This is a genomic window from Chromobacterium sinusclupearum (assembly GCF_002902845.1).
In the GTDB taxonomy this organism is placed as follows: domain Bacteria; phylum Pseudomonadota; class Gammaproteobacteria; order Burkholderiales; family Chromobacteriaceae; genus Chromobacterium; species Chromobacterium sinusclupearum.
Genome location: NZ_PPTF01000015.1, coordinates 88,017 through 101,651 on the forward strand (window position 1 = coordinate 88,017; position 13,635 = coordinate 101,651).

General features: G+C 63.7%; 12 protein-coding genes. 1 reads left to right on the plus strand and 11 read right to left on the minus strand.

Annotated elements, in window-relative coordinates; translation table 11 throughout:
* Positions 1-71: 71 nt before the first annotated feature.
* The 9 genes from C2134_RS04305 to C2134_RS04345 all read right to left on the minus strand — a co-directional run bounded on the left by C2134_RS04305 (position 72) and on the right by C2134_RS04345 (position 11,336).
* Positions 72-854, minus strand: a complete 783-nt coding sequence (locus tag C2134_RS04305) for a substrate-binding periplasmic protein (RefSeq protein WP_158248691.1) — start codon at positions 852-854, stop codon at positions 72-74.
* 49 nt (positions 855-903) lie between these two features.
* Positions 904-1,515: a glutathione transferase gene (yfcF, locus tag C2134_RS04310; protein ID WP_103317822.1), complete on the minus strand. Its 612-nt coding sequence runs from the start codon at positions 1,513-1,515 to the stop codon at positions 904-906.
* Between the two features lie 77 nt (positions 1,516-1,592).
* On the minus strand, positions 1,593-2,483 hold the full coding sequence (gene cysM, locus C2134_RS04315; RefSeq protein ID WP_103317823.1) for a cysteine synthase CysM: 891 nt from the start codon (positions 2,481-2,483) through the stop codon (positions 1,593-1,595).
* A 193-nt stretch (positions 2,484-2,676) separates the two neighbouring features.
* Positions 2,677-4,311, minus strand: a complete 1,635-nt coding sequence (locus tag C2134_RS04320; protein WP_103317825.1) for a lactate permease LctP family transporter — start codon at positions 4,309-4,311, stop codon at positions 2,677-2,679.
* Between the two features lie 128 nt (positions 4,312-4,439).
* Positions 4,440-7,259 (minus strand): FAD-binding and (Fe-S)-binding domain-containing protein, encoded by a 2,820-nt coding sequence (locus C2134_RS04325; protein ID WP_103317827.1) that lies wholly within the window; start codon positions 7,257-7,259, stop codon positions 4,440-4,442.
* A complete protein-coding gene (locus C2134_RS04330) occupies positions 7,256-8,713 on the minus strand; it encodes a LutB/LldF family L-lactate oxidation iron-sulfur protein (protein WP_103317828.1) in 1,458 nt (485 codons plus the stop codon). The genes C2134_RS04325 and C2134_RS04330 overlap by 4 nt, the downstream gene beginning before the upstream one ends.
* Complete coding sequence (locus C2134_RS04335; RefSeq protein WP_103317830.1) at positions 8,713-9,408, minus strand: LutC/YkgG family protein; 696 nt, start codon at positions 9,406-9,408, stop codon at positions 8,713-8,715. Before C2134_RS04335 ends, C2134_RS04330 begins: the two co-directional genes overlap by 1 nt.
* Positions 9,405-10,148: a (Fe-S)-binding protein gene (locus tag C2134_RS04340; RefSeq protein WP_103317831.1), complete on the minus strand. Its 744-nt coding sequence runs from the start codon at positions 10,146-10,148 to the stop codon at positions 9,405-9,407. Before C2134_RS04340 ends, C2134_RS04335 begins: the two co-directional genes overlap by 4 nt.
* Positions 10,149-10,382: 234 nt before the next feature.
* The gene (locus tag C2134_RS04345; protein ID WP_043622451.1) at positions 10,383-11,336 is read right to left on the minus strand and encodes a chemotaxis protein; all 954 of its coding nucleotides are present in this window, start codon (positions 11,334-11,336) and stop codon (positions 10,383-10,385) included.
* A 94-nt stretch (positions 11,337-11,430) separates the two neighbouring features.
* Between C2134_RS04345 and C2134_RS04350 the strand changes: the two genes are divergently transcribed.
* Entirely contained in the window at positions 11,431-12,237 is an 807-nt protein-coding gene (locus C2134_RS04350) for an FCD domain-containing protein (RefSeq protein ID WP_233196351.1), read from the plus strand.
* Positions 12,238-12,293: 56 nt separating this feature from the next.
* Here C2134_RS04350 and rfaD read toward each other — a convergent pair whose 3' ends face one another.
* Positions 12,294-13,295: an ADP-glyceromanno-heptose 6-epimerase gene (gene rfaD, locus C2134_RS04355; RefSeq protein ID WP_103317833.1), complete on the minus strand. Its 1,002-nt coding sequence runs from the start codon at positions 13,293-13,295 to the stop codon at positions 12,294-12,296.
* A gap of 51 nt (positions 13,296-13,346) precedes the next feature.
* Positions 13,347-13,635 (minus strand): DUF924 family protein (locus tag C2134_RS04360; protein ID WP_146042093.1); only part of this gene is annotated, 289 nt, incomplete at its 5' end.

Here is a 13,635-nt window from a genome sequence, read left to right on the forward strand (position 1 = left end):
CGCTGCGTGGAACGCCGTGGTCGCGGCGGAATGTGCCCTTATGATAACCGCTTTGCCCGCTCAACGCGCATTCAGCGGCAGGCAACCGGGCGGATGCCGGAAGGCGCGGCCAGCTTCTGCAAGCTGCCATCGCGGCACATCTCATCCAGCGCGCGGTTGAATTCGTCCAGCATGCCGGGCTGCACGCGGCTGCGAGTGAAACCGTACAAGTAGGCAAGCGTTTTCACTTCAGCCAGTTGATGCAAATTAGATAAACCATCGCGACGGATCCAGTAGCGCGCCACATCATCGTTGGAAAAGGCCACCGCCTCGTTGCCATAGCGGCCGGCAGACAGTTTGCGCAATACGGTTTGCGGGTCCAGTTCCACCGTCAGAGCGATACCCGGCACGCCCTGCACCAGCTTTTCGCAACTGGACTGCGATACTGATGGTCCATACACGGCTATCTTGTGCCCGGACAAATCCGCCGGCTGCCGATAGCGCAGCGGATTGCCATTGCGCGCATAAAGTCCATAACTACTGGTCAGCACCGGCCGGGACAAGTCCATCACTGCTCGCCGCTCCGGCGTATCCTGCGCCAGAACCAGGCCATCGGCCTCGCCCAGGCTGATCATCAGCAAGGCGCGCTTCCATACCATGACCTGCACCGTGCAACGCCAGGATAGACGCCGGCAGGCTTCCTGCAGCACAAGCACCAGCCCGCCATCCGGCTTGCCCGCCGCATCCTCCGTGATAAAGGGGGGAAACAACTGCGTGACGAAAAACAGATCGCGCGGCGTAGACCATGCTGGCTGCGCGCAAGCCCAGGACAGCACAATGCAGGCCAACTGCCTGCCTATCCGCGATAGCACCATCGCCATCCCCTGCCTTGTCATCAAGGCATTATAGAAAATATGCGACTGACTACTCGGGCTGGCGCGCCCGCCAAGCCGCAAACGATGGCCGCCGCCACTGAAGGTCCGCATAGGCCGCCAAGCGGGCCGGCAGTTCGTCCTGCGTCAATCGCCGCAACAACAAAGCCAGCTCGGCATCGGCCACGCACCAGTCGCCAAACAGATTGCCGCCATCGGCCGGCACCAATGCCTCGGCCACCGCGATCAACTTGTCCGCCGCCGCGCGGGCGGCTGGCGATAGTTGCAATGCCGGTTTGCGCCCGAACACGGTGGCGGTGGTACGCTCGTCCCGCAACGGCAAGAGATCGCTGCGCAGCCAGGCCTGCAACTGGCGCGCGCGGGCGCGAGCCTTCAAATCCATGGGCAATACGCGGGCGGTGTCGGGATAGGCGTCTTCCAGGTATTCGATGATGGCGGACGACTCACTGAGATGAAAATCCCCGTCCACCAGCATGGGGACGCGCGAAGTCAGCGACTGCGCGCGATAACCCGGCTCGAACTGCTCGCCGCCGTCAAGATTGCGGGTGAGAACGGCAAAAGGCAGGCCCTTCTCGGTCAATGCGACAAAAGCCGCCATGGCGTAGGGGCTGAGGAAATCGTGATCAACATACAGTTGCAGCATGATGGCATTCCATTGGCAAAACCCACATGCTAATCAACCCTTCCATCGCCGCCAAGCCGGCCGCCGTCGACACACCGTCAAGCGTGGTCGAACAATCCGGTGGAAAGGTAACGGTCGCCCCTATCGCACACCACGGACACGATGACCGCGTCCTTCAGTTGGGCGTCCAGGCGCAGGGCGACCGCCAATGCGCCGCCGGAAGACGGGCCGGCCAGGACGCCTTCGCGCCGCGCCAGCAGCCGGGCGGTATCTTCGGCTTCTTGCTGGCCGACATGCTGGATCTCATCGACGCGGGAGAAGTCGCAGATCTTGGGCACATACGGATCTTCCCATTTGCGGATGCCGGCGATCTGGCTGCCCGGCTCCGGATGCACGCCGACAATGCGGATGGCAGGATTTTTTTCTTTCAGGAAACGGCTGGTGCCCATGATGGTGCCGGTGGTGCCCATGCTGGAGACGAAATGGGTGATTCGACCGCCGGTCTGCTCCCAGATTTCCGGGCCGGTGGTTTCGTAATGCGCCTGCGGATTGTCCGGATTGGAGAACTGGTCCAGGATGCGGCCCTCTCCAGCCGCCTCCATGCTGCGCGCCAGATCGATGGCGGCGGGCATGGAGCCGGCCGCCGGGGTCAGGATCACCTCGGCGCCGTAGGCGCGCATCGCCTGCACCCGCTCGGCGCTGGAGTTTTCCGGCATGATCAGCACCATGCGGTAACCCATCATCGCCGCCGCCATCGCCAGCGCGATGCCGGTATTGCCGCTGGTGGGTTCGATCAGCGTGTCGCCGGGCTGGATGTCGCCGCGCTGCTCGGCGCGGCGAATCATCGACAGCGCCGGCCTGTCCTTGACCGAGCCCGCCGGATTGTTGCCCTCCAGCTTCAGCAACACCACGTTGCCGTTGCCGGATGGCAGACGTTTCAGTTTGACCAACGGCGTGCTGCCGACGAAATCTTCCAGATGTTTGTACACGGTGACTCTCCCAAAGCTGGCCCCATTATATCGATTAGCTATCAGCGCATGCGAAATCGTTATTTCTAATCTAATAACCAGCGGTAAGGGCGGAGGGCATGCGCGGGATCACTGAATAGAAATTTTCCCTTGTGCCCTCCTCCTGGAGCGAGAGCGCCACTCGGCGGATCGCCCCGCAAGCGGGGCATCCGCCCTACCCCATATACGCCATCAGCCAGGTCAGCACGCCGACGAAGCTGCAGAAAATCAGGCTGTGCTTCAGCGTGAAGCGGAACAGGTCCGCCTCCTTGCCTATCAGCCCCACCGCCGCGCAAGCCACGGCGATGGACTGCGGCGAAATCATCTTGCCGGTGACGCCGCCGGTGGTGTTGGCCGCCACCAACAGCACGTCCGACACGCCTAGTTGGTGCGCGGTGGCAGCTTGCAAGGCCGAGAACAGCGCATTGGACGAGGTGTCGGAGCCGGTCAGGAACACGCCCAGCCAGCCCAGGAATGGCGAGAAAAACGGGAAAGCCTGCCCGGTATTGGCCAGGCACAAGGCCAGCGTGCTGGACATGCCGGAATAATTGGCGACGAAGGCGAAGGCCAGCACCATGCCGATGGACAGAATCGGCCGGCGCAGCTCGGCCAGCGTCTCTGCAAAGGCGCGCGCGCCGTCGGCCGGGCAGAACTTCAGCAAGGCCATGGACAGCAGCGCGGCCAGGAAGATGGCGCTGCCGACGGCGGAGACGATATCGAACTTGTACAAGGCCTCGTACGGCGTGTCATGCGCGACGATGGGCGCAGTCTTGAGCACCAGCTTGTCCAGCCCCGGCACATGCAGCTTCCACACCCACCCCTCCAGCGCGCCGCCCTTGCCGAACAAAGCCTTGAACGGCTTGACGCTCCACACCGTCACCAGCGCGGTCAGGATCAAAAACGGACTCCAGGCGCGGACGATCTGCGGCAGGCTGAAACCGCTGGCCAGGCGGGCCGTCGGCGCGCGGCGGCCGCTGAAAGTGAAGATCTCGCGCGGCTGCCACACCTTCAGGAACAGCGTCAGGCACACAAGGCTGACCAGGGCCGAGGTGATGTCCGGCAGCTCCGGCCCGATGTAATTGGAAGTGAAAAACTGGGTGACGGCGAACGACACCCCGGCCACCAGGATCGCCGGCCAGGTCTGGCGCACGCCCTTGAGGCCGTCCATCATCATGACCAGCCAGAACGGCACGATCACCGACAGGATGGGCAGCTGATGGCCAGCCTTGGCACCGATCAGGAAAGGGTCCAGACCCGTCACTTGCCCAGCCACGATGATGGGGATGCCCATCGCGCCGAAGGCCACCGGCGCGGTGTTGGCGATCAGGCACAGCCCGGCCGCGTACAGCGGATTGAAGCCCAGCCCCACCAGCAGCGCGGCGGTGATGGCCACCGGCGCGCCGAAACCGGCCGCCCCCTCCAGAAAAGCGCCAAACGAGAAGCCCACCAGCAGCATCTGCAGCCGCTGGTCCTCGGTCACCGACAGCACCGAGGCGCGGATGATGTCGAACTGCCCGGTCTTGACGGTGATCTTGTACAGGAACACCGCCGCGACGATGATCCAGGCGATCGGCCACAGGCCATAGCCAAAGCCAAAGGCCGCCGCCGCCAGCGCCATCTGCGCCGGCATGCCGTAAAACAAGATGGCCACCGCCAGCGCGATCAGCACCGTCAACGTGCCGCCCACATGGCCCTTCAGCCGCAGTACCGCCAAAGCGACAAAGAAAAAAACGATGGGCAGCGCGGCCATCAACGCCGACAGCGCGAGGCTGCCGGATGGGAAATAGTGTTGCGTCCAGATTGCTTGCATGGGTGGCTTCTCCTCATTCCTGGTTTCGCAGGCGCAGCCGCTCCCCTGCCGACGGGCTGGGCGCGCGGCGGCATGCTAGAGGCTGGCTTGCGTTTCTTGGGTTTACATCAGCGTTGAAAAGACGGTCTTCATGACGGACCGCTGTTTGGGGTGGTGCAGAAATCCAGCAGCGCCTCGATGCTGCGGTATGGGATGCCGCCGTGCTCAGTCAGGCCGATCTGGCAGGTTCGGCTCATCGACACCCCATGGCGGCAGGCATCCGGCAAGGCGGGCTTCAATCTCCTCAGGCTGTGGGCGTTCAGCTCCGGCACGGTAAAGCCCTTGTCGCCGGCGAAGCCGCAGCAGGCGATGTCCGGTACAGTCAGCTCGTCGCAGCAACTGGCGGCCAGTTGTTTCAAGCTGCCGGCCGCGCCCATGGCGGTGGCGCTGCAAGGGATGTGCAAGGCCAATTGCGGCAGCCGCTGCGCGATTTCCAATCTGGGCAGAACTTTCTCAGCCAGGAAGCTCGCTGCATCGAACAGCTGTAAGCGGGCATCCAGCAAGCCTTCGGCCTGCGCCTGCTTGACGCGCGCCGCGCACGGGCTGTTGTCGAGATACACCGGGTGGCGGCCTTGATTGCTGGCCTGCAGCAGCGCCTCATTCAGCGAGGCCTGGCTGACGGCCAAGGCATCCGCCGCATTGGCCGAGGCGAAAGGCTGGCCGCAGCACAGGCCGTCATGGCCGGGCGGATACACCGGCGCGAAACCGGCGCGGCGCAGCAGATTGATCGTATGCGCGGCGACGGACTCGCCGCCCTCGCCCTCGGCCAGCGTTCGGTTGACGCAGCTGACGAACAGCACCACTGGCTCGCCCTCGCCGCCCAGCTTCGGCAGCGGCGCGGCGGCGCGCGGCAAACTAGCCGGAACCAAGGGGATGACCTTGCGCTCGTTCGGCTGGCGGCGGGTCATGTCATGCAGCCGCTGCGCTCCCAAGCCGTGCGCCAGCCTCAAACCGGCCCGCGCCGCAGCCGTCATCCAGCCCATATGCCGCGTGGCGAAGCCGGCCAAGGCGGGACGCTTGCTTGGGCCTCGCAGCTTTTTCATCAGCAGGCCGGTGTTGATGCCCACCGGGCAGCGCGTGGCGCACATGCCGGTGGCGGCGCAGGTATCGATGGCGCGGTAGCGGTAGCCTGCCTTCAAAGCCGCCAGTTCCGCCGCGCCGCCGCCGTCGCGTTCCAATTGGCGGATGCGCCGCCAGCTGACCACGCGCTGGCGCGGACTCAGCGTCAGCCCGTGCGACGGGCAGGCCGGCTCGCAGAAGCCGCATTCGGTGCAGCGATCCACCAGTTCGTCCGCCGCCGGCATCGGTTTCAGGTTTTCCAGGTGCAGCCTGTCGTTGTCGGTGATGATCACGCCGGGATTGAGCAGGCCTTGCGGATCGAACAGCGCCTTGATGCGGCGCATGATGTGCCAGGCGGCGTCGCCCCACTCCTGGCGCACAAACGGCGCGACATTGCGGCCGGTGCCGTGCTCGGCTTTCAAGGAGCCGTCGTACTCGCCGGCCACCAAGTCGCTGACGTCCTGCATGAAGCCATCGTAGCGGGCGACCTCGGCCGGGCTTTCGAAACCGGGCGCGAACACGAAGTGCAGATTGCCATCCAGCGCATGGCCGAACAGCAGCGCCTCGTCGTAGCCGTGCTTGTCGAACAGCGCGGTCAGCTTGGCCACGCCGTCGGCCAGCTGGGGTATTGGAAAAGCCACATCCTCGATCACCACCGTGGTGCCCACCGGCCGCGCCGCGCCCACTGCCGGGAACAGGCCCTTGCGCAAGGCCCAGTAGGTTTCGCACTCGCGTGCGTCGCGGCTGAAGCCGCTGGAGACTTTGGGCCGGAAGCCAGCCAGCAGCGTTTCGATCTGGGCCGAGCATTCGTCCAGCCGGGCCTCGCTCTCCGCCCGCAGCTCGATCAGCAGGCAGGCGCTGCCCGGCCCCACCGGCTGATACAGGAAATCCGGCAGTCCCGGCTTGCCCTGCACCGCGCGAATGCTGCGGCTGTCTATCAGTTCCACCGCCGACACGCCGCCGGCATCGCGCACAGCGCTCAAGGCCGATACGGCGCGGCAGCAGGAATCCAGCTCATCGAACCACACCAGCGCCGACGCCTTGTGCGGATGCTCGACCACCGTGTTGAAGGTGATCTCGGAGATGAAGCCCAGCGTGCCTTCGGAGCCGATCATCAAATGCGCCAGCATGTCCACCGGATCAGCAAAATCCAACAGCGCGTTGATGCCGTAGCCGGTGGTGTTCTTCAGCCGGTACTTGCGGCGCACCCGCTCGGCCAGCTCGGCATCGCCGGCCAGCTCGCGCGACAGCTGCGCCAAGCCGTCCAGCAAGCCAGCGTGCGACTCGCGGAACGCCGCGACGCTGGCCGGATCTGCCGTGTCCAGCGCGCCGCCATCCAGCAAGCGCACCCGCAGCGCCTGCAGGGTGTGGTAGCTGTTGTCACGCGTGCCGCAGCACATGCCGCTGGAGTTGTTGGCGGCGATGCCGCCTATCTTGGCGGTGTTGATCGACGCCGGATCAGGGCCGATCTTGCGCCCATACGGCGCCAGCATGGCGTTGGCGTGCGCGCCTATCATGCCCGGCGCCAGACGGATGCGTTCGCCGCCGTCCAGCACCTCGCCGCGATTGAAACCATCGCCCAGCAAGACCAGCACCGAATCGCTGACGGCCTGGCCGGAGAGGCTGGTGCCGGCGGCGCGGAAGGTGACGGCAACGTGGCGCAACCTGGCCAGCCGCAGCAGCTCGGCCACCTCGTCCTCGCTCTCCACCCTGGCGACAATCTGCGGCCGCAGCCGGTAGAAGCTGGCATCGGTGCCATAGGCCAGCGTGGATAGCGGATCGGTATAGATGCGCTTGTCCGGCATGACGCGACGCAAGTCCGCCAAAAAAGCGGCGTGGGCAGGGGTCATGCTTTGCCTCCCCGCTTCGCCTCGCGCTCGCGCACCAGCTCATGCAGCGTCTTGGGCGCCGGCGTCAACGGCAGGTGGTTCTGCGTCCAGCCCAGCTGGTTTTTGGGCGCGTGCTTGCGCAAGCGCGTGGCCGTCCAACCGAATAGCCGGTATAGATTAGACGAGGCATGGACCAGCCGCCAGCCCTTCCAGGCCATGCGCTCCGCCGTGCTGGCCGCCGCCCCCTGGCCGCGCAAGGGATGCGCCACCCGCTCATGCGCCGGCCGCTGGCTTTCCTCGCGCAGCCGCATCAGCATTTCCGGAATCGGAATCCGCACCGGGCACACCTCGCCGCAAGCGCCGCACAGGCTGGACGCCGTCGGCAGGTCGCGGGTGTTGTCCAGCCCCATCAGATGCGGCGAGATGATCTCGCCTATCGGCCCCGGATACGTGGTGCCGTAGGCGTGGCCGCCGATGCGGGTGTAGACCGGGCAGTGGTTCATGCAGGCGCCGCAGCGTATGCATTGCAGCGTTTTGCGCAACTGCTCGTCGGCGTAGGCTTGGCTGCGGCCGTTGTCCAGCAGCACCAGATGCACCTCGCGCGGGCCGTCCTTCTCGCCCGGCTTGCGCGGGCCGCTGATCATATTGAAGTAAGTGGTGATGGGCTGGCCGATGGCGGAGCGGGTCAGCAGGCTGTACAGCGGCGCCACATCCTCCAACTTTTCCACGACCTTCTCGATGCCGGTGATGGCGATATGCACATCCGGCACCGTGGTGCACATGCGGCCATTGCCCTCGTTCTCCACCAGGCATAGGGTGCCGGTCTGCGCCACGGCGAAATTGACGCCGGACAGGCCGACATCGGCATCCAGATACTTCTGCCGCAACACGCGGCGGCCGATCTGGATCAGCGCGTCCACATCCTCGGTGTAAGGCGTGTCCGGCAGTTGCTCGTGGAACAACTGGGCGATGTCCTGCTTGGTTTTGTGGATGGCCGGCATGATGATGTGGGTGGGCTTCTCGCCAGCCAGCTGGACGATGTACTCGCCCATATCGCTCTCCACCGCCTCCACGCCCTGCTCAGCCAGGTAATGGTTCAGCTCGATCTCCTCGCTGACCATGGACTTGCCCTTCACCATCAGCTTGCCGTTCCGGGCGGCGACGATGCCGTGGATGATGCGATTGGCCTCATCCGGCGTTTCCGCCCAATGCACCCGGACGCCGTTGGCGATGAGTTTTTTCTCCAGCTGCTCCAGCAAATCCGGCAGCCTGGACAGGCAACGCTGGCGTATGCCCTCGCCCAAGGTGCGCAGGGCCGCCAGTTCGGCCTCGTCGGGAAATGCCGACAGCCGCTTGGCCATCAGGAAATCCATCGCGCCGCGCAGGCTTTGCCGCAGCTTGCCATCCGTCAGCGCCAGTTTGGCGTTGTCCTTGAAGGCGCGGGAAGGATAGATGGTGATCTTGTGCTCGCTCATCACGCCTCTCCTTCCACGTCATGGATGGCGATGTGCGGCGGCAGCAGCGCCAGTACCAGCAACTCGCGCGGGCCGTGCGCGCCGTAGGCCAAGGTTTGTTGGATGTCGGCGGTTTTGGAGGGGCCGGAAATCAGCAAGGCGTTGGTAGGCATGCCGTCAGACCAGCGCTCGGCCGTCATCGCGGAATAAAAATCCGGGTACAGCTTGGCGGCGTCGAACAAGGCGATGTGCAAGGGCGGCACCAGGCTCATGGTGCGCGGCTCGGCCTCGTCCGGCCACAGCGCCAGCGTGCCGGTGGCGGCTATGCCGCAGCGCGCGGCGGTGAAGCCGGCGGCGATGTCGAACAGCTCCGCCTTCCAGTCATCCACCTCATGGTCGAACCAGACGATGCGCGGCGCGTTATGGACGCTCTCCAGGCGCTGCGCCAGGCGACGGCCATGCGGGGTGTCGGACAAGACAATGGAGGGCTGCGGATGCGCCGCCAGCCAATCCAGCAAGGCTGCGTCCCAGTTGTCTTGCCGGGTCCACAAAATTTCCGTTTTCACCGCGCGCATCATCGCCGCCCAGTGGCGCAAGCGGGCGACTTCATCGTCAGGCCTGGAAAAATGCTGGAAATGGCCGGCCAGGTCCGGGCGCGAAAGCGCCTGCCGTGGCGCTGCGCGCAACTTCTGCAAGATGGAAGCCCGGGCACTCATCGCTTGCCTCCGGTGCGCTCCAGCAGGAAGCTGGCCAGATGCCGGCCCTTGAATCCGCTGCCGCACTGCCCCAGCTTGCCGTTGATATTCAACAGGCAGCCGCCATCGGCGGTGACAAACTCCACCGCGCCGCTGTTCGCGAGCGCTTGCGCCTTGTCCGCCACCATCGCGCCGGCGATGTCCGGGTGCTTGATGGAGAAGGTGCCGCCGAAGCCGCAGCATTCGGATTCGTGGTCGTGCACCACGCGCTCGACATTCTGCAAGCGGTCCACCAATGCCCAGCTGGTCTTGTGCACACCCATCTCGCGCCGCGCCGAACAGGAGGTATGCACCGCCACCTTGACCGGCGCGCCCTGGTCCTGTGGCTGCCAGTCGAGGTGGTTCAGCAGGAAATCGGAAAACTCCACTACCCGCGCCGCGATGTCGCAAGCCTGCACTTCGTCCGGCTCCCCGGCGAACAGGCGAGGCCAGTGGTGTTTGATCATGCCGCCGCAAGAGCCGGACGGCACCACGATGGGCCAGTCCTCCGGGAAGCAGGACAATTGCGCGCGCGCCACCGCCAGCGCTTCCTTAGGATGGCCGCTGGTATAGGCCGGCTGACCGCAGCAGCTCTGGGCTTGAGGGAAATGCACCCGCACGCTCAACCTTTCCAGCAGAGCGATGGCATCCAGGCCAGCCTCCGGCAGGAACAGGTCGAGCAGACAGGTGCCGAACAGATAAACATCGGCAGGCGTCTTCATGGCTTCCTTTGTAAATTGGTAAGACCAATTATTTTTATAAAAACCACTTTAGAGTGAATGCTTGGTTTCGTCAATATGACAAGAGGACTGTCGAGATGGCGAGCCTGATATGATGACGGCGCCCGGGAAAAGCTCGATGAATCATGCGGGGAGGCAACAATAAGGGCGCGCCGCCGTCGGACTGACGCGCCCTGCCATGCTGAATGGCGTTAGCCTGGAAACAGGATAGAAAGCCTACGCCGCCTTATCCAGCAGCAGCATCTCGCGCAGCTTGCTGGCCAGCTTCTGCGGCTCATCCTTGGAGACATAGGAATCCACACCCACCGACTCGCCCAGCTTCTTGTTGGCCATGCCGGACAATGAGGAATGCATCAACACCGGAATGCCTGCGAAGCGGGCATCGTCCTTGATCATCTTGGTCAACATATAGCCGTCCATCTCCGGCATTTCCACATCAGTCAGGATCAGGTGCAGAACCTGGTTAAGCTTGTGGCCGGCCGCCTCCGCCTGCTGCGCCATCTTTTGCAGATCTTCCCAGCCGCGCATGCCGTTGATGGCCGAGGTATAGCGGATGTGCATCGCCTCCAGCGTGCGCTCGATTTGCTTGCGCGCCACCGCGCTGTCGTCGGCGAAGAAGATATGGCGATCCTCCTTCACCGGCTCAATGGCGATATAGCTCTGGGCCTCATCCACCAGGCAGGTTTCGGCCAGGACTTTCTCCACATCCATCATCATCACCAGCGTGCCGTTGTCCAGCTCGGTGACAGCCGTGACCAAGCCCGCCATGCGGTTGGTTATCATGTCCGGCGGGACGCGCATCGCCGCCCAATCGAGCCGCAGAATGGTGTCCACCGTCTCCACCAGGAAGCCCTGGGTATGGCCGTTGTATTCGGTGATGATCATGATTTCCGGCCGCTTCTCCGACATGATCCCGGTGTATTTACCCAGATCGATCACCGGCACCAGCGAGCCGCGCAGACTGACCATGCCTTCCACCGAGGCCGGCATTTCCGGCGCCGAAGTAATCTCCGGCGTGCGCATCACTTCCCGCACCTTGAACACATTGATGCCGAACACTTCCTTGCGCCCGGTACGCTGATCGTTGCCTAGCGAAAACAGCAGGATTTCCAGTTTATTGGTGCCTGCCAGCTTGGTCCGGGCGTCAATCTTCTTCAGAAGGTCGGACATGGCGGCATTCCTCTGATAAAAGTACTAGGTCTTTATAGCAAATCTCAAAAATTAGATAGTCCTCTCCGTCATGACAATGGATAAGGCATTTGTTATGCTGGCCTATCTGGTCAGACCAATCATCCCTGCCATGGCCTATCCGAAAGTCACCCTGCCCAAGCTGTCCGACATGATCGTGCAGCAATTGGAAAAACGCATACTCGACGGCGTGCTCAAACCCGGCGACCGGCTGCCGCCGGAACGGCAACTGGCCGAGGAGTTCGGCGTGTCTCGCCCCTCCTTGCGCGAAGCGATACAACAGCTGGTATCGCGCGGCCTGCTATCCAGCCGCCAGGGCGGCGGCACCTGGGTGACGGACCGCCTGGAAACGGCGTTTTCCGACCCCTGGGAAGCCTTGCTGAACCAGCACGAGGAATTGCACGACGATGTACTGGAGTTCCGCCGCGTATTGGAAGGCACGGTGGCGCGCTGCGCCGCCAGCCGCGCGACGACGGCGGACCTGGAACGGCTGCAGCACTGCGTGGACCGGCTGCAACAGGCCTATCGCGGCGGCAGCCTGGCCGAGCAGGCGCAGGCCGACGTGGCATTCCACCAGGCCGTGGCCGAGGCTTCGCACAATGTCTTGTTCGCCCACCTGTCCGGCAGCCTGCTGGCCATGCTGCAACGGCACGTGAAGGACAATATCGCCAATCTGTTCGCCGTCGGCGAAGTGGCCGAGGCGCTGCGCGCGCAACACCTGGCCATCTGGCAGGCGATACGCGACCGCCAGCCGGACGCCGCGCAACTGGCGGCGGAACGGCATATCGATTTTGTCGCCGATACCCTGCAAAACCAGCAGATTCTGGCCGAGCGCGACGCCCGCGCCCGCATGCGGCTGCAGCAGGATATTTCCGGCCGTTGAAATGCAAAAGGCCGCGCCGTCTCACGACGGCGCGGCCCAAATTCGCCAAACGCGGCTCAGCCTTGGCGGCTCATCAGCCAATCGACGTAACGATTGACGCCCTCGCTGACCGACAGCATCGCGTCGTGATAGCCGGCTTCGCGCAGCTTGGCGATGTCAGCCTCGGTGAAGCTCTGGTACTTGCCCTTCAGCGCGTCCGGGAACGCGATGTATTCGACGATGCCCTGCTGCACCATCTCGGCCAAGGTCAGCGCCGGCTTGCCCTCGTGGCGGCGGCAGGCATTGACGGTGGCCTCGGCCACATCATTGAACGGCTGCGACCGGCCGCTGCCCAGATTGAAGATGCCGCTTTTCTCCGGGTGATCCAGGAAGTGCAGATTGACCTTGACCACGTCCTCGACCGAGACGAAGTCTCGGCTCTGCATGCCGTCGCCCCATCCATCCCAGCCGCCGAACAGCTTGACCTTGCCATGCTCGCGGTACTGATTGAAGTGATGGAAAGCGACCGAAGCCATGCGGCCCTTGTGCTGCTCGCGCGGGCCGTAAACATTGAAGTAGCGGAACCCCACGGCCTGAGCGGACAGACCTTCCTTGATGCGGCGGCGCAGCACCTGGTCGAACAGGAACTTGGAGTAGCCGTAAACGTTCAGCGGGCCTTCGTATTCGCGCTGCTCCTGGAACACGGTGCCCTTGCCGTAGGTTGCGGCGCTGGAGGCGTACAGGAACTGGATTTCTTCGTGCTGACAATAATCGAACAAGGCCAGCGTGTACTGATAGTTGTTGTCCATCATGTACTTGCCGTCATGGTTCATCGTATCGGAGCACGCGCCCTGATGCAGAATGGCGGTCAGTTCGCCCTCGTACTCGCCGTCCAGCAACAGGTGCAGAAACTCGTGCTTGTCGAGGTAATGGCTGACCTCGCAATCGACCAGATTGTGGAATTTGTCGCCGCTGGAAAGATTATCCACGGCAAGGATGTCGGTAATGCCGCGCTGGTTCAAACCCTTGACCAGATTGGAACCGATGAAACCGGCGGCGCCGGTGACGACGATAGTCATATATTGATCCTTGTTCGGCAACGGACTGCTAGGTCCGGAAAATGTATGGGTTCAGAAGCCGGCGCCGGGCTGGGCCAGATACGCCAGTTCCGCCGCCGTGCTGCTCCGCCCCAAAGCGGCGTTGCGATGCGGAAAACGGCCATACTCGGCAATCACATCATGATGGCGTTGCGCGTAATCCAAATAGCCGCCATCCGGCACTTGCGGCTCCAAGGCGGTAAACAGCCTGACAGACAGCTGCTGGTCCGCCAGGTCCTCGCTATGCTCGAACGGCAGATAAAAAAACACCCGCGCCACCGGAGGCAATTGCTTGTCCAGCTCCCATTCCAGCGCCAAACGG